Here is a 26609-nt window from a genome sequence, read left to right as displayed (position 1 = left end):
TTACTCGTCCGCGGCGCCGCTGCGTTTGCGCTTGGTTGCGCTGGTGCGGCGGCGCTTGCGCGGGGCGGGCCCGGTGCCGTCTTCCTTGGCGTTGCTCAGGTCGCGGATCATGTCACGACGGCCACTGTCATTGGCGTCCTGATACTCGGTCCACCATTCGCCCAGGCCATGGGTCTCTTCGCCCGCGACTTCGCGCAAGAGCAAGAAATCATAGCCCGCACGGAAGCGCGGGTTGTCGAGCAGCATGTCGGCGCGTTTGCCACTGCGGCGCGGGAGACGCTCCTGCATGTCCCAGATTTCACGAATCGGGATCGTGAAGCGCTTGGGAATGGCGATGCGCTGGCATTGCTCGGCGATCAGTTCGTGTGCGGCTTCCTGCATGGCAGGGATAGGCGGCATGCCACGTTCCTGCAAGTACTCCACGCGAGCCGGCAGGGCAGGCCAGAGCAGGGCTGCAAACAGGAATGCCGGGGTAACCGGCTTGCCTTGCTTGATGCGCAGGTCAGTGTTGCGCAGGGCTTCGCTGATCAGGGTATGGGTGTAAGTCGGGCTATGTTCCAGTGCCTCGGCGCTGGCCGGGAACAAAGGATCGAACAGCTGAAGGTCGACCAGCATTTCGAAGGTGTCGCAAGCGTTACCCGAGAGGAACAGCTTGAGCACTTCCTCAAACAGGCGTGCCGACGGGATCTCGCGCAGCATGGGTGCCAGTTCGCGAATTGGCGCCGCGGTATGCTTTTCAATACCAAAGTTGAGCTTTGCGGCAAACCGCACGGCTCGCAGCATGCGTACAGGGTCTTCCTGGTAACGCTGTTGCGGGTCGCCAATCAGGCGCAGCAAGCGATTGCGAATATCGTGTACGCCGTTGGCGTAATCGAGAATGCGTTCGCTGACCGGGTCGTAGTACAGGGCATTGATCGTGAAGTCACGACGCTGGGCGTCTTCTTCAAGGGTGCCGTATACGTTGTCGCGCAAAATGCGCCCGCTTTCATTACGCGAGGACTGGTTGCTGTCTTCCTCTTCGTCGTTTTGCGGGTGATTGGCACGGAAGGTGGCGACCTCGATGATTTCGCGACCAAAGTGGATATGCACCAATTTAAAGCGGCGACCGATGATTCGCGCATTGCGAAATTCGGCCCGCACTTGTTCGGGCGTCGCGCTGGTGGCGACGTCGAAGTCTTTTGGCGTGATGTTGAGCAGCATGTCGCGTACGCAACCACCGACCAGATAGGCCTGATAACCAGCGTTCTGCAGGCGTTCGACGATATTGACCGCGTACCGGCTGAACTGGGCACGTTGCAGCGAGTGCTGGCTGCTGTTGAGCACTTCAGGGGTGCTGCGCAGTTGTTGCGTGCGACGCTTGGGGGAACGGAGTGACTGGAACAGCTTCTTCAGCATGGGATGCACTGTTTGAAGGAATGTTCGGCCAAAACGAAGAATGACCGCATGATGGGCGGGGATTCTAGCATTTAGTCAGGGGATGGTGTAGGAAGCTGAGCCGCTCTTGCGAGGGAAGCTGCAAGCAGCAAGTGAAAATAGCTGCAAGAGGCCTGAAGTAGAGCCTGTGAGGAAGTTTTTTCTGAATTGCAGAAACTACAAGGGGAGCCGAAGCTCCCCCAGAAGTAGTTGCGTGCTCTATTTTTATTATTGATTGCGGGCTTTTTGTTTTTGTTGATCGCCCCGGTTACAAAGGTCTTGCCTGTGTAACCCTCCCAATCGGGAGATAAGAGCAAACGGATTGCTTTGGTCGCTGTGTTGATGTGATCCGTGATCCGACTAGTTCAGGCTCTGCTTTTTAAGTGCAGTTTTTGTTGTTCTCTGCCTAGCCATGGGGCAAGCCCCAATCACAACACCTCTCCAAAAGAATCAGTTAGCTGCGCCTCCGCCGTGTTGTTTTTGTTATGCGTGAGCCGATACGTCTTATTTTTATTGTGTGCTGCTGTGATTCTTATTGTTCTTGTACGGATACATATAGCAGGTGTCGTGCCAACTTTTGTACGGGCCAGCAAAATAAGGGGTTTTCGGGGTTTTTGCTTTTTTCAGGGCAAAAAAAAGCCGGGTCTTCGTTACCGTAAGACCCGGCTTTTGTTACGTGATTAAACTGCGGTAACAGTTTTTTCACCTTTGACCCTGTTACCCCTCACTGGCGACGCCGGTTTTCCTGCGCGGGATGCCCAGCCGCTGGCGCCGTTCCCACAGGCATTTGCGACTGACGCCCAGCTTGCGCGCCAGTTCGGTCTCGGTCATGTGATCCTGGTGCTCAAGCACGAAGTGCTGAAAGTAGTCTTCCAGTGACAGATCTTCGGTCGGATCAAGGCTGGTGTTACCGCTGCTGATGCTCTGCTGCGGGCCCAGGCCGATGAAGTCATCGTCATGCAAATCGCTCAGTTCAATATCGATACCCAGCAGTTCGGCAGAGATTTCCGGGCTTTCGCACAGAATGACGGCCCGCTCTACAGCGTTCTCCAGTTCGCGAACGTTACCTGGCCATGAGTAATGGCTGATGGCGCGTTCGGCATCCGGGGCAAACTTCAGGTCGGTGCGGCCGACGCGAGCGCTTTGGCGGGCGAGAAACGCGTGGGCGATTTCGTTGACGTCAGCCCCGCGCTCGCGCAAAGCCGGGAGCTTGAGAGCGATTACGTGCAGGCGGTAGTAGAGGTCTTCGCGGAACTGGCCGACTTTGGCCAGGCTCTTGAGGTCGCGGTGGGTCGCGGCGATAAGGCGTACATCCACTTTTTGCGATTGCACCGAGCCCACACGACGGATCTCGCCTTCCTGCAGTACCCGCAGCAGGCGGGCCTGGGCTTCGAGGGGCAACTCGCCGATTTCATCGAGGAACAGTGTCCCGCCATCGGCAGCTTCTACCAGCCCGGCGCGGCCCGCACTGGCGCCGGTGAAGGCGCCTTTTTCGTGGCCGAACAGTTCGGACTCGATCAATGACTCGGGGATGGCTGCGCAGTTCACCGAAATCATCGGTGCCTTGGCTCGCCTGGACAGGTTGTGCAGGGCGCGGGCGACCAGCTCTTTGCCGGTACCGGACTCACCCTGAATCAATACATTGGAGTCGGTTGGCGCCACTTTGCGGATCTTGCTGTACATATCCAGCATCGGCGGGCAGGACCCGATGATGCCAATCTCGCCGTTGCTGTTATCCACAGTGCCTTTGTCCGTGCTGCCGGCCTTGGCAGGACGTTCGGCAGACGTGCTCTGGAGGTTTTGGCGATCCCGCAGGATGCGCGCAACAGCTTGCAGCATTTCATCGTGATCAAAGGGTTTGGCGATATAGTCGACGGCACCCATTTTCATCGAATCCACAGCCGAGCGCAGGCTCGCATAGCTGGTCATGATGAGCACCGGCTTGCCTTGCCCGAGTTTTATCAACTCGGTGCCCGGAGCGCCTGGCAGGCGCAGGTCGCTGACAATCAAGTCGAACGAGGGAATGCTGAAGCGCTCCTGCGCTTCCTGTACCGAGCCGGCTTCGCTGACCTGGTACTGGTTACGCTCCAGTAAACGGCGCAATGCGGAACGGATGATGGTTTCATCTTCGACGATCAAAATATGCGGCATTGATTCGGTTCTCTCGACGGTCTCAGTTCACAGCGGACGTCGCTTCGACATGACGCGGAAGTGTCACCCGGATACGGGTTCCGCGTTGGCTTTGAATGTCAGCCGGGCTGTCGATGGTGATTTGTCCATAATGCTCTTCAACGATGGAATAGACCAGTGCAAGGCCCAGACCTGTGCCTTCACCCGGGTCCTTGGTGGTGAAAAAAGGTTCGAACAATCGATCGATGATGTTCTTCGGAATGCCGGTGCCTTCGTCTTCCACGATCAGGTCGACCGTGTGCTCGCTGGCTTCGCTTTTGACTCGCACGGCACTGCCGGCGGGCGAGGCGTCACGGGCGTTTGACAGCAGGTTGATCAACACTTGGGCCAACCGTTGAGGATCGCCATCGACCCAGTGATCGGGGTCGCACAGGTTGTAAAACTGCACTTCGAAATTACGCCGGTTCAAGGCCAGCAATCCAATTGCATCCTGGGCAACCTCGGCCAGGCAGACCGGCTCATCGTTGTGCTGGTGACTGCCGGCGTGGGCAAAGCTCATCAGGGACTGGACGATGCGCGAGATGCGCTTGGTCTGCTCGAGGATCTGGCTGCTGATCTCGGTCAGCTCGCTGTCGTCCTCGCGTTCTTCGCGCAGGTTTTGCGCCAGGCAAGCGATACCCGTGACCGGGTTGCCGATTTCGTGGGCAACGCCCGCAGCCAGTCGGCCGATGCTGGCCAGCCGCTCGGAGTGCACCAGTTTGTCTTCGAGCATCTGGGTTTCAGTCAGGTCTTCCACCAGCAGCACCAGGCCGCTATTGCCCGGGGCCAGCGGTTCATCAATGGCCGCCTTGTGCAGATTCAGCCAGCGGGTCTGGCCGTCGAGGGCCAGATGCTGCTTGTGCAAGTGCTCGTCGGGCAAGTTGATGAACCCTTGCAGCAGCTCGCGCCATGGATCGCCCAGGGTACTCATGCGTGAACCGACCACGCGCTGTGCCGGAATACCGGTCAGCTCTTCCATGGCCTTGTTCCACATCAGGATTTCCTGGTCCTTGGCCAGTGAGCACACTCCCATCGGCAGCTCTTGCAATGTCTGTCGGTGGTAGCGGCGCAGGGCGTCAAGCTCGGCGGCCAGGCCGGTCAGACGGGAGTGGTAATCCTCAAGCCGGCTTTCGATGAAGTGAATGTCTTCAGTGACATAGTTTTCGCCGCCGGACTTGTAGGGCAAGAAGGTTTCGACCATATCCTGGGCCACGCTGGGGCCCATCAGGCCCGAGAGGTTGGCTTCGATCCGGTCGCGCAGGCGGCGCAGGGCATAAGGGCGGCGTTCATCGAAGGGCAGGAACAGGTCGCGCAGCGCTTGCTCGACTTCTTTTTGCGCCGCCTTTGCCCCCAGCGGCTTGGCCAGTTGAGTGGCAAATTCCTGGGGCGAGGCTGCATGCAGTTCACGCCGTTGCGGGCGTCGCACGTTATCCACGGCACAGGCTTCGGCGGCACTGGCTTCTTCCGGGCTGGCATTGGTAAACAGGGAAATCAGGGTAAACATCAGAACGTTGGCCGCCAGCGAGGCAATGGCTGCCATATGCCAGCTGGTGTCATCCAGCACATAGATCATGTTCAGCCACGGGATGTAGAACCCCTGGAAATCGCCGATCAGCGGGAACAGCATACTGGCCATCCACACCAGAATCCCCGCCAGCAAGCCGGCAATAAATCCGCGTCGGTTGGCCGTCGGCCAATACAGTACCGAGAGCACCCCGGGCAGGAACTGCAAGGTGGCAACAAAGGCCACGATGCCGAGGTTGGCCAGATCCTGTTCGGCCCCCAGCAGCAGGTAGAAGCCATAACCGGCCATGATGATGGCCACGATCAGCGCCCGGCGGGTCCATTTCAGCCAGCGATAGATATTGCCTTCGGCGGGCGGCTGGTAGAGCGGCAGGACCAGATGGTTCAAGGCCATGCCCGAGAGTGCCAGGGTGGTGACGATGATCAGGCCGCTTGAGGCTGACAGCCCTCCCACATAGGCCAGTAACGCCAGGGGTTTGCTGTTGGCGGCGATGCCGATGCCGAGGGTGAAGTATTCGGGGTTGGTGGTAGCCCCCAGTTTCAGGCCGGCCCACAGGATCAGCGGTACAGCCAGGCTCATCAGCAACAGGAACAGTGGCAGCCCCCAGCTGGCGCTGACCAGTCCGCGAGGGTTGAGATTTTCGGTGAAGGTCATGTGATACATGTGCGGCATCACGATCGCAGAGGCAAAAAACACCAGCAGCAGGGTGCGCCACGGGCCTTCCTGCAGCGGTGTATGCAGGGCTGCGAGGGCCGTCTGGTTCTGCAGCAGCCACACTTCCAGTTGTTGCGGCCCATCGAACACGCCATACAGCGCGTAAAGGCCCACGCCACCGATGGCGATCAGTTTTACTACCGACTCGAAGGCAATGGCGAACACCAGACCTTCATGTTTTTCCCGGGTCGCAATGTGGCGCGAGCCGAAGAAAATCGTGAAGAGGGTGATCAGCGCACAGAAACTCAGGGCCACGCGGTGCTGCACCGGTTCGCGGGTGAGGATGCTGATGGTGTCGGCCACGGCTTGAATTTGCAGGGCCAGCAGCGGTAACACGCCGATCAGCATGAAAATCGTGGTCAGTGCGCCGGCCCAGGTGCTGCGGAAGCGGAACGCAAACAGGTCGGCGAGCGATGAGAGTTGGTAGGTGCGGGTAATCTTGAGGATGGGGTAAAGCAGCACCGGCGCCAGCAGAAATGCCCCGGAGACCCCCAGGTAGCTGGATAAAAAGCCGTAGCCGTACTCGTAAGCCAGCCCGACGGTGCCGTAGAACGCCCATGCGCTGGCGTAGACGCCGAGGGACAAGGTGTAGGTCAGCGGGTGACGAATGATTGCACGCGGGATCATGCCGCGTTCGCTGATCCAGGCAACGCCAAACAGTACCGTCAGGTAGGCGGCGCTGATGAGGATCATCTGGGTCAGGCTAAAGCTCATCGGCATCTTTTTGGCTCTGCAGAATAAAGGTCACAACGATCAGAATCAGCCAAAGCAGATAAGGCCTGTACCAGGCGCCCGTGGCGTCGATCCACCAATCCATGATGGCGGGAGAAAACAGGTAGATCCCGACAACCAGCAACAGGACCAATCGATAGATATACATCCCGCCCTCACTTTTACAGGCCGCATGCCCAAAAACGTGCGGCGATGGTAACGGATGGCTGGCAACCTGCAAGGGCTGTCAGCGTAATTGCGCTTCGGCCAGGGTGAGCGTGCGCGGGATCAGGCTGGCATTCCAGTGCGTGACAGCCCAGTCGAGGACTTCACGGGGGCTGGCATGGCAGAGGCGATCATCGGTGGCCTGGCCCAAGGTACGTAATGCGCGAAGCAGCAGCGGTGTGGCCTGGCTGGCCGTCAGGGGCGGCGAGCGATACGACTTGCCGAGTTTGTGGCCATCAGGTTGCACGATCAGCGGCACATGCAGGTAACGCGGCTGCGACAAGCCCAACAATTCCTGCAAGTAGAGCTGGCGCGGTGTGGAGTCCAGCAAGTCGGCCCCGCGCACTATGTCAGTCACGCCCTGCCAGGCATCATCGAGCACCACCGCCAATTGGTAAGCATAAAGCCCGTCGCGGCGGCGAATCACAAAATCGCCGACTTCACGGCCCAAGTGCTGGGCGAAGGAGCCCTGCACCCGGTCTTCAAATCCATACACCAGCTCGGGGACGCGCAAGCGTATTGCTGCGTTTTCCATGGAGTGCCCGGCATTGCGGCACAACCCCGGGTAAACCCCGTTGTAGCCTTCGAGTTGTTTGCGCGAGCAGGTGCAGGCATATGCCAGGCCTTGACTGAATAGTCGATCAAGCACCTGGGCGTAGGCGCCGTGACGTTCGCTCTGGCGCACCAGTTCGCCATCCCACTCAAAGCCGTAGCGCTCCAGGGCGTCGAGAATCGCCGCCTGGGCGCCGGGCATTTCCCGTGGCGGATCGAGGTCTTCCATGCGCAGCAGCCAGCGTCCGCCCACAGAACGGGCATCCAGATAGGAGGCGAGGGCGGCAACCAGTGAGCCAAAATGCAGATGGCCACTGGGCGTCGGGGCGAAGCGCCCGATGTAGGAGGGGTTCGAGGAGGCAGTCATGACTTGGATCCTGGGCGCACCCTCTGTGGGAGCGGGCTTGCCTGCGAAGGTATCACCGGGGGGGCAGACAGGCAGAACCGTCCGCACCGCTGGCGCGCCAGCTCCCGCGATGGAGTCGCAAATTACAGAAACAAAAATGGGGCGTTCGCACGCCCCATCTGGTCAGGCCGGCGATTACTTGCCGACTTGTTTTTCCTTGATTTCAGCCAAGGTCTTGCAGTCTACGCACATGTCGGCAGTAGGACGGGCTTCAAGTCGACGAATGCCGATTTCGACGCCGCAGGATTCGCACCAGCCGTATTCTTCGTCTTCGATCAACTGCAACGTCTTGTCGATTTTCTTGATCAGCTTGCGCTCGCGATCGCGGGCACGCAGTTCCAGGCTGAATTCTTCTTCCTGGCTAGCGCGGTCGGCCGGGTCAGGAAAGTTTGCCGCTTCGTCTTTCATATGATCAACGGTGCGGTCAACTTCCTGCATCAAGTCCTGTTTCCACTTTTGCAGAATCTTGGTGAAGTGTTTGCGCATGGGTTCGCCCATGTACTCTTCGCCCTTCTTTTCAACGTACGGTTCGAAACCGCTGAGTTGACTATTCTGTTGCTTAGCTTGTGTGGGCATGAAATGGACCGCCTCTCATTCTTCTAATCCATTGCGCAGGATTGCAACATCACCGACACCTGCCGGCCCTGCGGCTGCAAGCGGGCGAACTTACCAGATCAAATCGGGCCGCGCTACTCCCGGTTGTCTAGCCCGTTGCCAGTGGCCATGTGCAGAGCCTGTGATGCTTGAGATTAGTGGCTGAATATTAATTTTAGCCGAGCTATGACCGATGCTTGCGCTGATTGGTTCTACTGACTGGCAATCTAAGAGCCTATTTAACTCTCCCTTGCGGCGGCGCTTGGGTAGAATCGGGCTTTTGCTTACCCAGGAAGGCAGGCTCATGGCTCAGTCTTACAGTGCGCGCAGTCGCGCGATCGAACCGTTTCACGTAATGGCATTGCTGGCGCGTGCCAACGAGTTGCAGGCGGCGGGGCACGATGTGATTCACCTGGAAATTGGTGAGCCGGACTTCACCACTGCTGAGCCGATCATTGCTGCCGGCCAGGCGGCGCTGGCCGCGGGTAAAACCCGCTACACCGCGGCCCGCGGCTTGCCGGAACTGCGCGAAGCCATTTCCGGGTTTTACCAGCAGCGTTACGGTCTGGACATCGACTCTTCACGCATTTTGATTACCCCTGGTGGTTCCGGAGCCTTGCTTTTGGCCAGCAGCCTGCTGGTGGATCCGGGCAAGCACTGGCTGCTTGCCGACCCGGGCTATCCGTGTAACCGACACTTCCTGCGTCTGGTTGAAGGGGCGGCGCAACTCGTACCTGTCGGTCCGGAGGTGCGTTATCAACTGACAGCCGATTTGGTTGAGCGCTATTGGGACCAGGACAGTGTCGGGGCGCTGGTGGCTTCCCCGGCGAACCCCACCGGCACGATTTTGAGCCGTGATGAGCTGGCCTCGTTATCGGCAGCAATCAAGGCGCGTAACGGGCATTTGGTGGTGGACGAGATCTATCACGGCCTGACCTATGGCTGTGATGCGGCCAGCGTGCTGGAAGTTGATGACAGTGCGTTTGTGCTCAACAGTTTCTCCAAGTATTTCGGTATGACCGGCTGGCGGCTGGGGTGGCTGGTCGCGCCGCCGGAAGCTGTGGCTGACCTGGAAAAGCTGGCGCAGAACCTCTACATCAGTGCTCCGAGCATGGCCCAGTATGCTGCGCTGGCCTGCTTTGAGCCGCAAACGCTGGCAATTCTGGAAGAGCGCCGGGCAGAATTCGGGCGTCGTCGCGACTTTTTGCTACCGGCGCTGCGAGAGCTGGGGTTCGGTATCGCCGTAGAGCCGGAAGGTGCGTTTTACCTGTATGCCGATATCAGCGCGTTTGGTGGGGATGCCTTCGCATTTTGCCGGCACTTCCTTGAAACGGAGCACGTGGCCATTACTCCGGGCCTGGATTTTGGTCGTTTCCAGTCAGGTCACCACGTCCGTTTTGCCTACACCCAAAGCCTGCCGCGCTTGCAGGAAGCCGTTGAGCGGCTGGCTCGTGGCCTGCAGAGCTGGAAAGGCTGATGCGCTTTTCTCCGGCGCTGGAAGAAGGGCGTTTGCTCAAGCGATACAAACGCTTTCTGGCCGATATCGAAACGACTGCGGGCGAGTTGATCACCATCCATTGTCCGAATACCGGTTCGATGCTCAATTGCATGGTCGAGGGCGGGCAAGTCTGGTTCAGTCGCTCCAACGATCCCAAGCGCAAGCTTCCCGGGACCTGGGAAATCAGTCAAACCCCGCAAGGACGCCTGGCGTGCGTGAACACCGGGCGCGCCAATCGCTTGATCGAGGAAGCACTGCTGGCGGGGGTGATTACAGAGCTCAATGGCTTCACCGCGCTCAAGCGTGAAGTGGCTTACGGGCAGGAAAACAGCCGGATTGATTTTCGGCTGGAGTACCCCGACGGCTATGCCTTTGTCGAAGTTAAAAGTGTCACCCTGGGATTTGACGACTCGCCGGTAGCGGCTTTTCCGGATGCCGTAACGCAACGTGGCGCCAAGCATTTACGTGAGCTGGCGACTCTGGCCCGCCAGGGCGTACGTGCGGTGCAGCTGTATTGCGTCAATCTCACGGGAATCGACGCGGTACGCCCGGCTGAAGAAATCGACCCGGGCTACGCAGCCGCATTGCGCGAGGCAGTCGCTGCCGGGGTACAGGTGCTGGCTTATGGTGTGAGCCTGACGTCCGATGCCGTGGTGGTTGATCGTCGCCTAGAGGTCATCCTCTGAGGCCTGCAGGGTGATCCAGATGCCCTGACTGTCCTCGTGGCAGTCAATGGCAGTCAAGGATTGCCCGGCGCAAGGCCCGGCAACGCATTCACCCGTTTCTATCAAAAACAGTGCGGCGTGGGTGGCGCACTGGATCAGACTGGCGCTGGCATCGAGGAATTGGTCCGGTTGCCATTCCAGAGGCACACCGCGATGCGGGCAACGGTTTTTGTAGGCATATACCTGGCCGTCGCGGCGAATTGCGAACAGGCGCGTGCCATTGTGCTCGAAGCCGCGGCTGCTACCTTCAGTCAGCGTCTGCGAGGGGCATAAAAACTTCATGACTATCCTTAATCGCACCTAAACCATTGGTCGATGGCGCGGGTTAGAGCGGGTTAGAGGTTGACGTGCAAATGCAAACAATTATCAAATAGCCCTTTGCTCTGCGATCTACTGTTTCCACGGTGTGGCAATTGTGTTGCCGCCCTAAGCCCTCTTTAGCAAGGAACCCCACTGTATGCGCTTGAGTACCCGCCTGATTACGCTTTGTGCAGGCCTGATGATCAGTCATGCCGGCATGGCTGGCGAGTTGCCACAACGCTGGGTCAGTGCTGGCGGTGCACTCTCTGAGTGGGTCAGTGCATTGGGCGCTGAGTCTAAATTGGTTGGGGTCGATACCACCAGCCAACATCCTGAATCACTTAAATCGCTCCCCAGCATCGGCTATCAACGTCAGCTCTCGGCAGAAGGGATTCTGAGTTTGAAACCGGATGTGTTGATAGGCACCGACGAAATGGGCCCGCCGCCCGTTCTGGCGCAGATACGCAGTGCCGGTGTGCCGGTTGAGATGTTCTCGGCGCAGGCCGACCTGGCAAGCCTGGAGGCTACGCTCAAGCACTTGGGGCGCCTGTTGGGTGACGAAGCGCAAGCCGCACACCTGTTCGAGGATTACCAGCAGCAACTGCAGACGCATCAGCAGCAAGTCACCCGGATCAAAGCGCTTCACGAGGCACCCGGAGTGCTGTTGCTGTTGGGGAATGCGGGCGGCAAGCCTTTGATCGCCGGCAAGGATACGGCCGCGGACTGGCTGCTGACTCAGGCGGGCGGACATAACCTTGCCACCCACACGGGCTACAAGCCGTTTTCGGTCGAGGCGCTGGCCGGGTTGAATCCGCAGGTCCTGGTATTCGCAGACCGTAGCCTGACCGGCGAACAGGCCCGCAAAGCACTGATGAAAGAAAACCCGATTCTGGCTTCGATCCGAGCAGCCAAAAACGGTCGGGTCTACGAGTTGGACCCGACGCTGCTGGTGGGCGGCCTGGGGCCGCGTCTGCCGGCCAGTTTGAAGCAGCTGACGGCTGAGTTTTACCCTGAAGGTGCAGTTAATCCATGAGGACACTGGTCAAGCCTCGCACCTTGTTCATTGGCCTGAGTGCGTTGTGTTTGTTGGCGATCTGGTTATCGCTGGCGCTGGGGCCTGTGAGCCTGCCGTTATTTGACACTTTACGGGCCGCACTGCGATTGGTCGGCCTACCGGTTCAAGGCGAGGGGCTGGAGCAGGCCGAGTTGATTCTGGGGCAGATCCGTCTACCCCGGACGTTATTGGGGCTGGCGGTTGGCGGAGTGCTGGCGCTGTCGGGTGTGGCCATGCAGGGGCTGTTTCGTAACCCGCTGGCTGATCCCGGTTTGGTCGGTGTTTCCAGTGGGGCGGCGCTGGGGGCGGCGATCGCGATTGTCGGTGGTGCTGCTTTTGGCGGCCTGCCGGAATTTTTTGCGCCGTATCTGTTGTCGCTGTGCGCGTTTCTGGGAGGTCTGGGGGTTACGGCGCTGGTGTACCGGCTGGGACGGCGCAACGGTCAGACCAATGTTGCGGTCATGTTGCTGGCGGGTATCGCGCTGACGGCGCTGGCGGGCTCTGCGGTAGGGCTGTTCACCTATCTGGCCGATGATGCGACGTTGCGTACGCTGACATTCTGGAATCTGGGCAGCCTCAATGGCGCCAGTTACACGCGGCTATGGCCATTATTGTTTGTCACCCTGGGGGTTGCCTTGTGGCTGCCGCGCCGGGCCAGTGCGCTCAATGCATTGTTGCTTGGCGAGTCTGAAGCCAGTCATTTGGGGATCAATGTTGAAGGCCTGAAGCGCGAACTGGTGTTTTGCACGGCCCTTGGGGTCGGTGCTGCGGTCGCCGCGGCAGGCATGATCGGCTTTATTGGGTTGGTGGTGCCGCACCTGGTGCGATTGCTGGCCGGCCCCGATCATCGGGTTCTATTGCCTGCGTCCGTGCTGGCGGGAGCGACACTGCTGTTATTCGCCGACCTGATCGCCCGGCTGGCCATGGCCCCCGCAGAGCTGCCAATCGGGATTGTGACTGCGTTTCTCGGGGCTCCTTTCTTTCTTTATCTACTGCTGCGGGGCCGCCACTGATGCTGCGCACAGAAGGTTTGCAGATTCATCGCGCTCAAAAAGTTGTCCTGGCTGATGTCACCCTTGATGTGCGTCCGGGCGAAGTGCTGGGGGTGCTAGGGCCCAATGGTGCAGGTAAAAGCACATTGCTGGCGGCGTTGTGTGGTGAGCTGGCGCCAACCGCCGGGCAGGTCTGGCTGGACCGGCAGCACTTGAGTCAATGGAAGGGCGCAGAGCGGGCACAGCGCCTTGCTGTGTTACCGCAAACCTCGACCCTGGATTTTGCTTTTCGTGTCGAGGAGGTGGTGGGCATGGGCCGATTGCCGCATCAGACCGGGCGCGTTCGTGACACCGAGATTATTCTGGCCGCCTTGCACGCCGCGGATGTTGAGCATTTGACGGGGCGCAGTTATCTGGCGTTATCGGGAGGGGAGCGCCAGCGGGTACATCTGGCACGGGTGCTGGCGCAATTATGGCCGGGGCAAAGCGGCCAGACGCTGTTGCTCGATGAGCCGACCTCAATGCTCGACCCCTTGCATCAACACACGACGCTGAAGGCGATTCGTGCCTTTGCCGATCGCGGCGCGGCAGTGTTGATCATCCTGCATGACTTGAATCTGGCCGCGCGTTATTGCGACCGTCTGCTTTTGCTCGAACAGGGGCGGCCGCGTGCGCTGGATTGCCCGCAGGTGGTGTTGCAGCCCGAGTTGCTCAAGGCCGTATTCGGTCTGGAAGTGCTTGTGCAGCCACACCCCGAGCTTGGGCACCCGGTCATTATTGCCCGTTGACAGAGGGCGTCAGGAGCCTGGCCAGGCGCTTTTTTACAGGCAAAAAAAGACCCGGCAAGAGCCGGGTCAAATAACCGTGATTAGCCTGATGAGGAGATTTTCTGAGAGTCCGAACCAAGGGCCTTTCAGAAGATCGACTGGTCTCGCGACCAGATGGCGTAATCATAACAATTCTCATTTCCATGTCAACAACTGTTTATTGGCTTTTCTGGAAGTCTTTGTAAATGGTCGTTTCAGCCTTTGTTGCCAGCCGATAAAAGCTCCACCTGCCGATTCAGCGCCTCTTTGCGTTCTGCGGGAATATCGTTCCAGTGAACATCCTGTAATGCCCCTTCTATTGCGTACAGCAGCACTTTTGAGGCTCTGAAGCCCCGGGCCTTGACCGCCCGATAAGCATTGGCAGCACCCAAGCGCTTCAAATCCGAAGCGTTGTGAATGCCCACTGCGTGTAGCCATTGCGACGACGTTTTTCCAAGATTTTTCAAATGCTGGAGTTCATCGTTCATCAGCCCTCCTTGCGACGGCGTGAGCTCAGCGTTTACGGGACGAAACGATTCCTACAGAGTGTAGCGCTAGGCGGAAAAATCGCCGTTCTATAGTCGTTTTTGGAACTAGCAGCCAGAGACGAGGCGTACGGATTGCGCTAAAGGAATGTCTGCACCGACTTGTGAGGCAGAGGGCAGAGCGTTTGAATCGAATGGACTTGCCCGGTCGACAGCTGTGATAGGGCCAGAGGCAGGTGTCGTATTTGCTTTACCTGGTGCGATAGCGCAGGCGGGTGCCGAGCTTAACTGACATCAGAATCTCATCTGCCGTCAGTTCTACCGGAAAGTACGCCCCCGAAATTTGTGCGTGCGCCAGGCTGGCCCCTTCAATACAGGCGTTACGCAAATCCAGGCCGCGCAGGTCGGCTGAACGGAAGTAGCCATCGGTAAAATCCACGGTATCGGCATTCAGCTCGCGTAAATCCAGTCCGCGAAAGTCTCCGCCGCGCATGTCGACAGGACCGGCAGGTCGCTGCTGGTTGAAGCCGTCGATGTCGTCTTCGTGGAGCAGCGCATAGAGCGCCGAACTCAGCAATGTAGGGCGGCTCATCAGGGTGCCTCCTGCAGGAATTGAGTGACACTATAGTGCCACTACTGGCGTGCCGTGAAACCTTTATGGATGCACGGCACGCCCGAGCAGTTACAGGCCTGGCAGGCGCTGACGGATGTCAGCAATCAGAGTGTCGAGGCTTTTGCTGTTGTGGGTTTCAACCCGCTTGCTGCGCAGAATTTCATCAGCGCTCAACGCCTCGCGGCTGGCTTGTTGTGCCTTGACCACTTCCAGGGTCGCGTCGGAGGGGTCGGTACCAATGCTTTTACGATGTGCCAGCCAGCCTTCGATCACTGCGTCCGGCGCGGTGCAATCGAGGATCAGGCATGGCACGCCGGTGGCCTCTGCCACTTTGGCGGCGGCATCGCGCTGCTCGCGCTTGAGATAGGTGGCGTCAATGACCACGGGGAAACCTGCCCGCAGCACGGTCCCGGCCAGTTCGTGGAGCTTGTTGTAGGTCGCAACGCTGGCGTCTGCGTTGTAAATACCGTCGCCTACCGCATTTTCGGCGGTTTGCTGGCCGAACAGTTGCTTGCGCACAACGTCAGAACGTAAACGAATAGCCCCCAGGGACTCGACCAGACGCATGGCCACAGAGCTTTTGCCTACAGCGGATACGCCGTGGGTAATAGTCAGGAAGCGAGAAGGAATCGTGCTGTAGCTTTCCGCCAGGTTGGCGTACTTGCGATATTGCTGCAACGTGGCTTTACGTTGAACCGGGCTGGCTTCGGCAGGCATGCTGAACAGGCTGACTTTGGCACGAACCAGTGCGCGGTAGGCTTTGTAGAAGTTCAGCAGCTCAAGCCCCTGGTAGTCGCCGGTCAATTCCAGATACTGGCTGACAAAACGTCGAGCCAGGGACTTCAGGCCACGGTCCTCAAGGTCCATCGCCAAAAAAGCGGTATCGGCATACACATCGGTAAAGCGGAAGGGCTCATTGAATTCAATGCAGTCGAAGATCACGACCTTGCCATCAATGATGGTGGCGTTGCCCAGGTGAATATCACCGTGGCATTCACGGATAAAGCCTTCGGTCTTGCGCTGTTCGATGAGCGGTTTCAGGCGGGTGAAACTTGCCTCTGCCCAGGCTTGTAGCGCGTCCAGCTGCAGCAAGTCAGCTTTGTCTGAAAGGAATGGGCGAATCTGCTCGAAATTCTGGCGAACCGGATCCATCACTGCTTCTGGCGTGCCCTGGTAGTGTTCCTGGGGAACCAGAGGCGCCTGGCTGTGGAAGCGGGCGATCTGTTGGGCCATTTCGTCGATATGGGCAGCAGTCAGTTCGCTATTGGCTTGCAATGTGCTGAGCAACTGGCTTTGCGGGAACTGGCGCATTTTCAGCACGTATTCCAGCGCCGGACCTTCGCCTCCCAGGACGGGGGCTTCAGGGGTACCGGTAATCGGCAGTACGTCGAGGTACAGGCCTTCAGTCAGGCGCTGGTTAAGACGCAACTCTTCATTACAGAAGTGCTCGCGGGCGCTGAGCTCGGTGAAATCAAGAAAGCCGAAATTGACCGGTTTTTTCATCTTGTAGGCATAAGGTCCGGTGAGGATGACCCAGGAGATGTGCGTCTCGATAACCTGAAATCCATCGACTTCATGCGGGTAGAGGTCCGGGTTCTTCAGGGCGGCAATCAGGTTCTGGCTCACGGTTGATCCTTCAAGGTTTAGAAAATTAATGGTCGCCATTATGGCTGCTGACAGCGGTAGTGCAAACCGCCGGGCTGCGCATGTTGAACATGAACAAAGTGCGTATAATCTCGCGCCATGACTCGTACCCGATCTCCTCGTTCCCGTAAAAAACGTCCTTCTGGCGGCCTGCGCCCTTGGCTGGGCTGGGCTCTCAAGCTCAGTCTGGTTGGCCTGGTGGTGCTGGCAGGTTTTGCCATGTACCTCGATGCTGTCGTGCAGGAGAAGTTCTCCGGCAAGCGCTGGACCATTCCGGCCAAGGTTTATGCCCGCCCGCTGGAGCTGTTCGTCGGCCAGAAGCTGAGCAAGACCGACTTCCTCACAGAGCTCGATGCACTGGGCTATCGCCGCGAAAGCGCGGTCAGTGGCCCCGGTATTGCTGCGGTTAACGGCAATACGGTTGATCTCAACACGCGCGGGTTCCAGTTTTATGAAGGGACCGAGCAAGCCCAGCAGGTTCGGGTGCGGTTCTCTGGCGACTACGTTGCCGGGCTTTCGGCGACCAACGGTTCCAAGTTGCCTGTGGTGCGCCTTGAACCATTACTGATTGGCGGCCTTTATCCGAAGAATCTTGAAGATCGTATCCTGATCAATATTGATCAAGTGCCACCGTTCCTGCTTGATACGCTGGTAACCGTGGAAGATCGGGACTTCTATCATCACTTTGGTGTGTCGCCGAAATCGATCGCCCGTGCGATGTGGGTGAACACGTCATCCGGTCAAATGCGTCAGGGCGGCAGTACCCTGACCCAACAGCTGGTCAAAAACTTCTACCTGACCAACGAGCGCAGCCTGAGTCGTAAACTGACCGAAGCCATGATGGCGCTGCTGCTGGAGTTGCACTACGACAAGCGTGAGATTCTGGAAGCGTATCTGAACGAAGTATTCGTCGGTCAGGACGGACAGCGCGCAGTGCACGGCTTTGGTCTGGCCAGTCAGTTCTTCTTCAGCCAGCCGCTGGCCGAGCTCAAGTTGCATCAAGTGGCCTTGTTGGTGGGGATGGTCAAAGGGCCTTCAGCCTATAACCCGCGTCGTTACCCTGAGCGTGCGCTGGAGCGGCGCAATCTGGTGCTCGACTTGCTGGAACAGCAGGGCGTGGCGACAGCTGAACAGGTGGCAGCAGCCAAGAAAATGCCACTGGGCGTGACCAAGCGCGGCAGCCTTGCAGACAGTTCATTCCCGGGCTTCCTGGATTTGGTCAAGCGTCAGCTGCGCGAGGATTATCGCGACGAAGACTTGACCGAAGAGGGGCTGCGCATTTTCACCAGCTTCGACCCGATCCTGCAAATGAAGTCGGAAGCTGCCGTCGGTGAGACCTTCAAACGCCTTACCGGGCGTAAAGGCTCGGATGAAGTCGAAGCGGCGATGGTGGTGACCAACCCGGAAACCGGCGAAGTTCAGGCACTTATTGGCAGTCGCGTACCTGGCTACGCGGGCTTTAACCGCGCGCTGGATGCTGTGCGTCCCATTGGCTCGCTAATCAAGCCGGCGGTATACCTCACTGCCCTTGAGCGCCCTAGCCAGTACACCCTGACCAGTTGGCTGTCGGATGATCCGCTGTCGATCAAGGGGGCGGATGGGCAGGTATGGAAGCCGCAGAACTATGACCGTCGCTCTCACGGGACGGTTTTTCTGTATCAGTCGATGATGAACTCCTACAACCTGGGCACAGTCCGGTTGGGTCAGGAAGTTGGCGTGCCTAATGTGCTCAAGACCCTGGCGCGACTTGGCGTCGAACGCGAGTTTCCGGCTTTCCCGTCCATGTTGCTGGGGGCTGGCGCGCTGAGTCCGATGGAAGTGGCAACGATGTATCAGACGCTGGCCAACGGCGGCTTCAATACGCCTATGCGCGGGATCCGCAGTGTCCTGACGGCAGAAGGTGAGCCGCTCAAACGCTATCCGTTTCAGATCCAGCAGCGCTTCGATCCGGGTTCGATCTACCTGATCCAGAATGCAATGCAACATGTCATGCGCGAAGGTACGGGGCGCTCGGTTTATAACGTGCTGCCTCGAAGCCTGGCGCTGGCGGGCAAGACCGGTACCAGTAACGATTCCCGTGACAGCTGGTTTGCAGGCTTTAGCCAGGATTTGCTGGCAGTGGTCTGGCTGGGGCGCGATGACAATGGCAAGACGCCGTTCACCGGAGCCACTGGCGCCTTGCAGGTATGGACCAGCTTTATGAATAAAGCCGATCCGTTGCCGCTGGACATGCCGCAGCCCGATAACATTGTTCAGGCCTGGATCGATCCGCATACAGGGCAGGGCTCTGATGCAAGCTGCCCGGGCGCGGTGCAGATGCCGTATATTCGCGGCAGTGAGCCACCTGCGGGGGCCAGTTGTGGCGCCCAGGCGCCTGCGACGGGCGATGCCGTGATGGATTGGGTCAAAGGCTGGTTGAATTAAGCAAAGAGGGTTTGACGTGAATAAGTGGTGGATTCCGGCTGTTTCAGCCCTGGCTTTGCTCAATGGTTGCGCCAGCGTGCCACAGGGTTCGATCCCTGTGGTCGACTCCGGTGTGCCGGTATCGAACAGCGAGCGTGTTTCGTCCCAGCGTACGGCGAATAATTATCCACAGGCTACTGCGCAACGGGCTGCGCAACCGCGGACGATTACCGAGGATTCGGGCGTGGTGGTAATGATCCCGGGTGGCGGGGCTAGCGTCTCGACACCGATCAGCAGCCAGCCCTTTACTCCGGGGCCTATTACCCCGGGCCCGGCTGCCGCGCCCATCAGTACTGGCAGCTATACGCCAAACACTGCGTACAGTGCCCCGGCACCGATCATCCCGAGCGGCGTTCCTTCCGGCATTCCGTCCAGCAGTGGCGCACTGGCTGCCGATGAGCAGCTGGATGGCCCGGTATTGGCGCTGCTGACCACTGCTCAGCAGCAGCAGGCCAGTGGTGACCTCAATGGCGCTTCGTCGAGTCTGGAGCGGGCGCAACGTGTGGCGCCGCGTGAACCGCAGGTGCTTTATCGTCTGGCCCAGGTCCGTATGGCCCAGGGCGATGCCGCTCAGGCAGAGCAGTTTGCCCGTCGCGGTCTGACCTTTGCCAATGGACGTCCGGACTTGCAGGCAAGCCTGTGGGGCTTGATTGCCCAGGCCCGTGAGAAGCAGGGCGACGCGGCTGGCGCGGCACTGGCCCGTCAAAAAGCCAAGGTGAGTCTCTGATGGATCCACGTTTCGCGTCGATTGCCGACCAGTTGCTGCTTATTGAACGTGAATTGCGCTTGCAGGGCTGGTGGGATGAAGTGTCCCCCGGCTCCGAAGCCTTGAGCAGCGTTGAGCCATTTTCCGTTGATACCCTGGACTTTCATCAGTGGTTGCAGTGGATTTTCCTGACAAGGATGAAACAAATCCTGGAGCAGGATCTGCCTCTGCCAAAGGTGTCGGGGATTCTGGAGATGGCCGAGATGGTTTATGCCGACAGGCCGCAAGAGAGTCTGGGTCTGCGCTCAGCGCTGAAAAAGTTCGACCAACTGATTGTCAGCGCTGGTTAATTGCCTGACTGCCGACTTTTTCGGCAGTCTTGCGCATATTTCTACCACTTTGCGCCATTCAGGCGAGTTTTATCCCTCCTCAAGCCAGATTCTTCTACGTTCTCATGCGCTTTGATGGAAAAAAGCGCAATTACTGCTTGACTTGGGGGGGCTGAAACAGAAGAATCGAAAGTCCGCTGTAGAGGGACTGCCAGAAGCAGGCTCTCTCAGCAGATCATGAGGCGCACACCCGCGCCGACTTGTTACACCCGCAACGCGTTACCTCGCGCTGGGTGGGAAAACCCCGCAACATTTGGGGCGCTCCCAATACTTGCTCAGTCAGTGCTGACGTAGTCGGCGACCACCGTCGCTCATGCTCTGCTGAAAAGTAAACCTATTAAGACCCGTTCGCATTTTTGTGGACGGTATTCTGGCGTTTTAGAGGTGAACAACGTGGAGCTTTTATCTGGCGGTGAGATGCTCGTCCGCTTTTTGCGCGACGAAGGTGTCAAATATATCTACGGGTACCCGGGCGGTGCTCTCCTTCACGTATACGACGCGCTGTTCAAAGAGCCGGACGTTACCCACATCCTGGTTCGCCACGAACAGGCGGCAACCCATATGGCTGACGGCTATGCCCGTGCTACCGGTAAAGCCGGTGTAGTACTGGTGACTTCCGGGCCGGGTGCGACCAACGCCATTACCGGTATTGCAACCGCCTACATGGACTCCATCCCGATGGTGATCATTTCCGGTCAGGTGCCCAGCACCATGGTCGGAACCGATGCCTTCCAGGAAACCGACATGATCGGTATCTCCCGGCCCATCGTGAAGCACAGCTTTATGATCAAGCATGCTTCGGAAATCCCGGAGGTCATGAAAAAGGCGTTCTACCTCGCACAATCCGGCCGTCCTGGCCCGGTCGTGGTCGATATCCCTAAAGATATGACCAATCCGGCTGAAAAGTTTGAATACGTTTTCCCGAAAAAAGCCAAATTGCGTTCTTACAGCCCGGCAGTGCGCGGGCACTCGGGGCAAATCCGCAAGGCAGCCGAGATGCTTCTGGCGGCCAAGCGTCCGATTCTGTACGCAGGCGGCGGCGTTATCCTGGGCGGCGGTTCAGCACCTTTGACCGAACTGGCCAAAATGCTCAACGTGCCGGTGACCAACACGCTGATGGGCCTGGGTGCATACCCTGGCACTGATCGTCAGTTTGTCGGCATGCTCGGCATGCATGGCAGCTACACGGCCAACATGGCGATGCATAACGCTGACGTGATTCTGGCAGTGGGTGCGCGCTTTGACGACCGTGTTATCAACGGCCCTTCCAAGTTCTGCCCGAACGCCAAGATCATCCATGTGGATATCGATCCGGCATCCATCTCCAAGACCATCAAGGCAGACGTGCCGATTGTAGGTCCGGTGGAGAGCGTGATGAGCGAAATGGTCGCGATCCTCAAGGACATTGGCGAGAAACCGGATGCTGAAGCGGTTAACAGCTGGTGGAAACAGATCGACGAGTGGCGCGGTGATAAAGGTTTGTTCCCTTATGACAAGGGCGACGGCAGCAAGATCAAGCCACAAGCTGTGATCGAAATGCTCTGCGAAGTCACCAAGGGCGACGCTTATGTAACGTCCGATGTGGGTCAGCACCAGATGTTCGCTGCTCAATATTACCGCTTCAACAAGCCTAATCGCTGGATCAACTCCGGCGGCCTGGGCACGATGGGGTTCGGCTTCCCGGCAGCTATGGGTGTGAAACTGAGTTTTCCTGACGCTGACGTTGCTTGCGTGACAGGCGAGGGCAGTATTCAGATGAACATTCAGGAATTGTCGACTTGCCTGCAGTATGACCTGCCAGTAAAAATCATCAGCCTGAACAATGGCGTTCTTGGCATGGTTCGTCAGTGGCAGGACATGAACTACGGCAGTCGCCACTCGCACTCCTATATGGAATCGCTGCCTGACTTCGTCAAGCTGGCTGAAGCGTATGGGCATGTGGGCATCCGCATCACTGATCTGAAAGATCTGAAGCCGAAGATGGAAGAAGCCTTCGCCATGAAAGATCGCCTGGTGTTCCTGGATATCCAGGTCGATACCAGTGAGCACGTTTACCCGATGCAGATCAAAGACGGCTCCATGCGCGACATGTGGCTGAGCAAGACGGAGCGTACTTAATCATGCGGCACATTATTTCCCTGCTTCTTGAAAACGAACCCGGTGCCCTGTCTCGCGTTGTCGGTCTGTTCTCGCAACGTAACTACAACATCGAAAGCCTGACCGTGGCGCCGACTGAAGACCCGACCTTGTCGCGTCTGACGCTGACCACTGTCGGTCACGATGAAGTCATCGAACAAATCACCAAAAACCTGAACAAGCTGATCGAAGTGGTCAAGCTGGTCGATCTGTCGGAGAGCGCTCACATCGAGCGTGAGTTGATGCTGGTCAAGATCAAGGCTACCGGTGCACAGCGCGCAGAGATTAAACGTACTACGGATATTTTCCGTGGCCAGATCGTTGATGTCAGCGCCAGTGTGTATACCGTGCAATTGACCGGTACAAGTGACAAGCTCGACAGCTTCATTCAGTCGATTGGTACCGCGTCGATCCTGGAAACGGTTCGTAGTGGCGTCACGGGCATCGCTCGCGGCGACAAAGTACTCAGCATCTAATAACTAACAATTAGTAAATGGCCTGAATGGCCTGGATATAAGGGAAAATCATGAAAGTTTATTACGACAAAGACTGCGACCTTTCGATCATCCAGGGCAAGAAAGTAGCCATTATCGGTTACGGCTCCCAGGGTCACGCCCAGGCGTGCAACCTGAAAGACTCCGGCGTAGACGTTACTGTTGGTCTGCGTAAAGGTTCGGCCACTGTGGCCAAGGCCGAAGCTCATGGCCTGAAAGTTACTGACGTTGCCAGCGCTGTTGCTGCTGCCGACCTGGTCATGATCCTGACCCCGGACGAGTTCCAGTCGGCGCTGTACAAGGACGAAATCGAGCCGAACATCAAGAAGGGCGCAACACTGGCCTTCTCCCACGGCTTCGCGATCCACTACAACCAGGTTGTTCCGCGTGCTGACCTTGACGTGATCATGATTGCGCCAAAAGCACCGGGCCATACTGTGCGCTCCGAGTTCGTCAAGGGCGGCGGTATTCCCGACCTGATCGCGATCTACCAGGACGCATCCGGCAACGCCAAAAACGTTGCACTGTCTTACGCCGCGGGCGTGGGTGGCGGTCGTACCGGCATCATCGAAACGACCTTCAAGGACGAGACTGAAACTGACCTGTTCGGTGAGCAGGCGGTTCTGTGTGGCGGTACTGTCGAGCTGGTCAAAGCCGGCTTTGAAACCCTGGTTGAAGCGGGCTATGCCCCGGAAATGGCTTACTTCGAGTGCTTGCACGAGTTGAAGTTGATCGTTGACCTCATGTACGAAGGCGGTATCGCCAACATGAACTACTCGATCTCCAACAACGCCGAGTACGGCGAGTACGTCACTGGCCCGGAAATCATCAACGCTGAATCCCGTCAGGCAATGCGCAACGCTCTGAAGCGCATTCAGGATGGTGAATATGCCAAGATGTTCATCAGCGAGGGTGCTACTGGCTACCCGTCGATGACCGCCAAGCGTCGTAACAACGCTGCCCATGGTATCGAAGTCATCGGTGGCCAATTGCGCTCGATGATGCCTTGGATCGGCGCGAACAAAATCGTCGACAAAGACAAGAACTAAGCAAAAAACCTATAGAGAAAACGCGGCCTAGGCCGCGTTTTTTCGTTTAAGCGGCGGCTTCTGGTATAAAGCAGGATAGTTTGCGGGTCGGTCTCGGTCTGCAAGCCTCTACTGAAACTTTCCATATCGTTGCAAGGTAATGTCCATGAGCGAACGTCCCGAAGAGCCAAAACAGGCTTCTGACGCCGATAGCCTGCTGCCTATCGATGAGCATGTCGAAGAAGGGCATGACGCTGAAGGTCGCAAAGTCCGGCATCGTGGTATCTATCTGCTGCCGAACCTGTTCACTACGGCGAACCTTTTCGCCGGCTTTTATTCCATCATCAACTCCATGAGCGCTCAAAGCGCAATGAGTGCAGGTGATGCTGCTGGTGCCAGCAAGTATTTTGCTTTTGCCGCTATCGCGATTTTTGTAGCGATGGTGCTGGATGGTCTTGATGGCCGTGTGGCCCGTATGACGAATACCGAAAGTGCGTTTGGGGCCGAATACGACTCCTTGTCCGACATGGTTGCCTTTGGTGTTGCTCCTGCCTTGCTGGCTTTTGGTTGGGCGCTGGGGGATATGGGCAAGGTCGGCTGGATGGTCGCCTTCATCTATGTAGCTGGTGCCGCGTTGCGTCTGGCGCGTTTCAACACGCAGGTCGGAACGGCTGACAAGCGTTACTTCATTGGTCTGGCAAGTCCGGCTGCGGCGGGTGTGGTCGCGGGTATTGTCTGGGCGTTCAGCGATTACGGAATCCAGGGTTCGAAAATGTCGTTCCTGGTGGCCTTGCTGGTAGCTGCCGCGGGCATGCTGATGGTCAGTAACATCAAGTACAACAGCTTTAAAGAGCTGGATTTGAAAGGGCGCGTTCCTTTTGTTGCGATCCTGGCTGTAGTCCTGGTATTCGCTGTTGTGTTCAGCGATCCGCCGCGCATCTTGTTGCTGGCTTTCCTGGCCTATGCGGCCTCGGGACCGATCCAGTATTTGTTGCGTCTGCGCCGTAACAAAGCAGCAGAGTGATGTAATTTCTCCCGAACTCCGTAGTCTATTGGTGCATCAGTCCTCCAATACTACGGAGTTGTCATGCTCATCAAGCTGCCTAAAGCGTCCGACTGCAAAGAGTCGGACGTTACGCCTGAACCCTTCTATTTGTCCCGTCGTGCACTACTGGGTAGCTCCCTTGCCGGATTGGCTGTGGGTGCAATTCCGCGCTGGGCGAATGCAGATGATGCAGGCCGCTATGCCGGTGTAGAACCGGGCAAGACGCCGGGCTGGTTTGCCGAGAAGCTGCCGCAGACCAAGTGGCAGGCAATCACGGTCAAGGACGAGGCGATCACGCCATTCAAGGATGCAACCCACTACAACAACTTTTACGAGTTCGGCACTGACAAGGGAGATCCTGCTCAGAACGCGGGCGCTTTGAAAACAGAGCCCTGGACGGTGGTGGTGGATGGCGAGGTGGGCAAGCCTGGGCGATACGCCCTTGAAGACTTTATGAAGCCTTATCAGTTGGAGGAGCGGATTTACCGATTACGCTGCGTTGAAGCGTGGTCAATGGTGATCCCGTGGATCGGTTTTCCAATCTCTGCATTGCTCAAGCAAGTGGAGCCGACCTCCAAAGCCAGATACATAAGTTTTGAAACCTTGCAGGACCCAAAGGTCATGCCGGGGCAGCGCTCGGGATTTGCGTTGATTGACTGGCCCTATGTTGAAGGCTTGCGGCTGGATGAGGCGATGAATCCGTTGGCGATACTGGCGGTGGGCATGTATGGGCGCGAGTTGCCCAATCAAAATGGCGCACCGTTGCGTTTGGTGGTGCCCTGGAAGTATGGCTTCAAAAGCGTTAAGTCGATTGTGCGGATCAGTCTGGTCGAAGAGCAGCCAAAGACCACATGGCAAAGCATTGCTGCTGATGAATACGGTTTCTATGCCAATGTGAATCCGCAAGTCGATCATCCGCGCTGGACTCAGGCGCGTGAGCGGCGTTTGCCGAGCAGCCTGTTTAGTCCGAATGTGCGTGATACCCGGATGTTCAACGGGTATGCCGATGAAGTTGCTTCTTTATATACCGGTCTCGACCTCAGGAAGAACTATTGATGCGACTAGGTCTGTGGCGTGTAAGTGTCTTTATTGCTGCTGCTGTCTGGCCCCTGTTTTGGCTGTATGAAGCCTGGAGTTTGGCTTTGGGGCCTGATCCGGGGAAGGTGCTGGTCGATCGGCTTGGATTGGGGACGCTGATTCTGCTGTTGGTGACGCTATGCATGACGCCGATGCAGAAGCTCACGGGCTGGGCAGGCTGGATTGCAGTGCGCCGTCAATTGGGTTTGTGGTGTTTTGCGTATGTAGTCTTGCACCTGTGTGCCTATTTGACCTTCGTGTTGGGGTTCGACTGGTCGCAGCTGGGCGTGGAATTGCGCAAGCGGCCTTACATTATTGTCGGGAGTCTGGGGTTTCTGTGTTTGCTGGTATTGGCGGTGACTTCAAATCGCTACAGCCAGAGGCGTTTGGGTGTGCGCTGGAAGAAGCTCCATCGTCTGGTCTATGTGGTTTTGGGGCTTGGTTTGCTGCATATGCTCTGGATTGTGCGGGCTGACCTCAAGGAATGGTCGATCTATGCCTCTATAGGTATATGTCTGCTGCTGCTGCGCATACCTGCAGTGATGCGTCGAATTCCTCGTCTATATAAGAAGAAACCGGTATCGGTGGCCTGAATCTGAATTAGTCCTTGACTCAGAATTCCAACGGCCTATAATTCGCCCACTTCCGGCGCAGTCGAAACGGAAAACTCCTTGAGTTTCAATGAGTTGGATGGTTCTTCGGCAGTGTCAGCTTCAAATCATCGAAGCAGGAAATGAGGTGTTGACAGCAGCGTGTAACGCTGTAGAATTCGCCTCCCGCTAACGAGAGATCGAAAGCGCAAGTGGTTGATGTTACAAGGGAAACTTTGAAAACATCTGAAAATA

At 57.7% G+C, this 26609-nt stretch carries 24 protein-coding genes; 14 read left to right on the top strand and 10 right to left on the bottom strand.

The window, feature by feature from the left end; translation table 11 throughout:
- The 6 genes from JQ845_RS19615 to dksA form a co-directional block, all read right to left on the bottom strand.
- Nucleotides 1–1395 carry a polynucleotide adenylyltransferase PcnB gene (locus JQ845_RS19615; protein ID WP_003439661.1) on the bottom strand — a complete coding sequence of 465 codons (1395 nt, stop codon included), beginning with the start codon at nucleotides 1393–1395 and terminating at the stop codon, nucleotides 1–3.
- A gap of 735 nt (nucleotides 1396–2130) precedes the next feature.
- The gene (locus JQ845_RS19610; RefSeq protein WP_003439663.1) at nucleotides 2131–3564 is read right to left on the bottom strand and encodes a sigma-54-dependent transcriptional regulator; all 1434 of its coding nucleotides are present in this window, start codon (nucleotides 3562–3564) and stop codon (nucleotides 2131–2133) included.
- 22 nt (nucleotides 3565–3586) lie between these two features.
- The gene (locus JQ845_RS19605; protein WP_029612818.1) at nucleotides 3587–6541 is read right to left on the bottom strand and encodes a sensor histidine kinase; all 2955 of its coding nucleotides are present in this window, start codon (nucleotides 6539–6541) and stop codon (nucleotides 3587–3589) included.
- Complete coding sequence (locus JQ845_RS19600) at nucleotides 6525–6701, bottom strand: hypothetical protein (protein ID WP_003176118.1); 177 nt, start codon at nucleotides 6699–6701, stop codon at nucleotides 6525–6527. Before JQ845_RS19600 ends, JQ845_RS19605 begins: the two co-directional genes overlap by 17 nt.
- A 78-nt stretch (nucleotides 6702–6779) precedes the next feature.
- The gene (gene gluQRS, locus JQ845_RS19595) at nucleotides 6780–7676 is read right to left on the bottom strand and encodes a tRNA glutamyl-Q(34) synthetase GluQRS (RefSeq protein WP_202211029.1); all 897 of its coding nucleotides are present in this window, start codon (nucleotides 7674–7676) and stop codon (nucleotides 6780–6782) included.
- 174 nt (nucleotides 7677–7850) lie between these two features.
- Nucleotides 7851–8291: an RNA polymerase-binding protein DksA gene (gene dksA / locus JQ845_RS19590; RefSeq protein ID WP_003439669.1), complete on the bottom strand. Its 441-nt coding sequence runs from the start codon at nucleotides 8289–8291 to the stop codon at nucleotides 7851–7853.
- 322 nt (nucleotides 8292–8613) lie between these two features.
- Between dksA and JQ845_RS19585 the strand changes: the two genes are divergently transcribed.
- Both JQ845_RS19585 and sfsA read left to right on the top strand, forming a co-directional pair.
- Complete coding sequence (locus JQ845_RS19585; RefSeq protein WP_003439674.1) at nucleotides 8614–9786, top strand: pyridoxal phosphate-dependent aminotransferase; 1173 nt, start codon at nucleotides 8614–8616, stop codon at nucleotides 9784–9786.
- Nucleotides 9786–10493 (top strand): DNA/RNA nuclease SfsA, encoded by a 708-nt coding sequence (gene sfsA / locus JQ845_RS19580; protein ID WP_161719563.1) that lies wholly within the window; start codon nucleotides 9786–9788, stop codon nucleotides 10491–10493. The genes JQ845_RS19585 and sfsA overlap by 1 nt, the downstream gene beginning before the upstream one ends.
- Here sfsA and JQ845_RS19575 read toward each other — a convergent pair.
- On the bottom strand, nucleotides 10476–10814 hold the full coding sequence (locus tag JQ845_RS19575; RefSeq protein WP_003439680.1) for a Rieske (2Fe-2S) protein: 339 nt from the start codon (nucleotides 10812–10814) through the stop codon (nucleotides 10476–10478). The two genes, sfsA and JQ845_RS19575, sit on opposite strands and share 18 nt — an antisense overlap.
- A gap of 175 nt (nucleotides 10815–10989) precedes the next feature.
- Here JQ845_RS19575 and JQ845_RS19570 point away from each other — a divergent pair, with 175 nt between their 5' ends.
- From JQ845_RS19570 to JQ845_RS19560, 3 genes are read left to right on the top strand one after another with little or no spacing between them, the layout of a single operon-like run.
- Complete coding sequence (locus JQ845_RS19570; protein ID WP_203009372.1) at nucleotides 10990–11865, top strand: heme/hemin ABC transporter substrate-binding protein; 876 nt, start codon at nucleotides 10990–10992, stop codon at nucleotides 11863–11865.
- A gap of 50 nt (nucleotides 11866–11915) precedes the next feature.
- Nucleotides 11916–12899 (top strand): FecCD family ABC transporter permease, encoded by a 984-nt coding sequence (locus JQ845_RS19565; protein WP_165439510.1) that lies wholly within the window; start codon nucleotides 11916–11918, stop codon nucleotides 12897–12899.
- Entirely contained in the window at nucleotides 12782–13666 is an 885-nt protein-coding gene (locus tag JQ845_RS19560) for a heme ABC transporter ATP-binding protein (protein ID WP_413242960.1), read from the top strand. The genes JQ845_RS19565 and JQ845_RS19560 overlap by 118 nt, the downstream gene beginning before the upstream one ends.
- Nucleotides 13667–13899: 233 nt before the next feature.
- Here the strand turns inward: JQ845_RS19560 and JQ845_RS19555 are convergent, their stop codons facing one another.
- The 3 genes from JQ845_RS19555 to JQ845_RS19545 form a co-directional block, all read right to left on the bottom strand.
- The gene (locus JQ845_RS19555) at nucleotides 13900–14172 is read right to left on the bottom strand and encodes a TfoX/Sxy family protein (protein ID WP_003439695.1); all 273 of its coding nucleotides are present in this window, start codon (nucleotides 14170–14172) and stop codon (nucleotides 13900–13902) included.
- Nucleotides 14173–14419: 247 nt separating this feature from the next.
- Nucleotides 14420–14761, bottom strand: coding sequence for a pentapeptide repeat-containing protein (locus JQ845_RS19550; protein ID WP_161719559.1), 342 nt, complete (start codon nucleotides 14759–14761; stop codon nucleotides 14420–14422).
- A gap of 90 nt (nucleotides 14762–14851) precedes the next feature.
- Complete coding sequence (locus JQ845_RS19545) at nucleotides 14852–16408, bottom strand: bifunctional aminoglycoside phosphotransferase/ATP-binding protein (RefSeq protein WP_003439699.1); 1557 nt, start codon at nucleotides 16406–16408, stop codon at nucleotides 14852–14854.
- 117 nt (nucleotides 16409–16525) lie between these two features.
- Here JQ845_RS19545 and mrcB point away from each other — a divergent pair, with 117 nt between their 5' ends.
- The 9 genes from mrcB (at nucleotide 16526) to msrQ (ending at nucleotide 26357) form a co-directional block, all read left to right on the top strand.
- The gene (mrcB, locus tag JQ845_RS19540; protein WP_003439701.1) at nucleotides 16526–18850 is read left to right on the top strand and encodes a penicillin-binding protein 1B; all 2325 of its coding nucleotides are present in this window, start codon (nucleotides 16526–16528) and stop codon (nucleotides 18848–18850) included.
- A gap of 16 nt (nucleotides 18851–18866) precedes the next feature.
- Nucleotides 18867–19616: a tetratricopeptide repeat protein gene (locus tag JQ845_RS19535; protein WP_003439704.1), complete on the top strand. Its 750-nt coding sequence runs from the start codon at nucleotides 18867–18869 to the stop codon at nucleotides 19614–19616.
- A complete protein-coding gene (locus JQ845_RS19530) occupies nucleotides 19616–19945 on the top strand; it encodes a YqcC family protein (protein ID WP_010656976.1) in 330 nt (109 codons plus the stop codon). Before JQ845_RS19535 ends, JQ845_RS19530 begins: the two co-directional genes overlap by 1 nt.
- Before the next feature lie 432 nt (nucleotides 19946–20377).
- A complete protein-coding gene (locus tag JQ845_RS19525; RefSeq protein WP_010656977.1) occupies nucleotides 20378–22102 on the top strand; it encodes an acetolactate synthase 3 large subunit in 1725 nt (574 codons plus the stop codon).
- Between the two features lie 2 nt (nucleotides 22103–22104).
- On the top strand, nucleotides 22105–22596 hold the full coding sequence (ilvN, locus tag JQ845_RS19520) for an acetolactate synthase small subunit (protein ID WP_003439709.1): 492 nt from the start codon (nucleotides 22105–22107) through the stop codon (nucleotides 22594–22596).
- A 50-nt stretch (nucleotides 22597–22646) separates the two neighbouring features.
- The gene (gene ilvC, locus JQ845_RS19515; protein ID WP_003439711.1) at nucleotides 22647–23663 is read left to right on the top strand and encodes a ketol-acid reductoisomerase; all 1017 of its coding nucleotides are present in this window, start codon (nucleotides 22647–22649) and stop codon (nucleotides 23661–23663) included.
- Between the two features lie 145 nt (nucleotides 23664–23808).
- A complete protein-coding gene (gene pssA, locus JQ845_RS19510) occupies nucleotides 23809–24666 on the top strand; it encodes a CDP-diacylglycerol--serine O-phosphatidyltransferase (protein WP_003439714.1) in 858 nt (285 codons plus the stop codon).
- A gap of 63 nt (nucleotides 24667–24729) precedes the next feature.
- Nucleotides 24730–25743, top strand: coding sequence for a protein-methionine-sulfoxide reductase catalytic subunit MsrP (gene msrP / locus JQ845_RS19505; protein WP_203009371.1), 1014 nt, complete (start codon nucleotides 24730–24732; stop codon nucleotides 25741–25743).
- The gene (msrQ, locus tag JQ845_RS19500) at nucleotides 25743–26357 is read left to right on the top strand and encodes a protein-methionine-sulfoxide reductase heme-binding subunit MsrQ (protein ID WP_003439721.1); all 615 of its coding nucleotides are present in this window, start codon (nucleotides 25743–25745) and stop codon (nucleotides 26355–26357) included. Before msrP ends, msrQ begins: the two co-directional genes overlap by 1 nt.
- Nucleotides 26358–26609: the final 252 nt, after the last annotated feature.

The sequence above is a fragment of the Pseudomonas paraversuta genome (assembly GCF_904063065.1).
Lineage (GTDB): Bacteria > Pseudomonadota > Gammaproteobacteria > Pseudomonadales > Pseudomonadaceae > Aquipseudomonas > Aquipseudomonas paraversuta.
The sequence above is the reverse complement of the archived record's forward strand: the minus strand, read 5'-3'. Positions and strand labels throughout refer to the sequence as shown.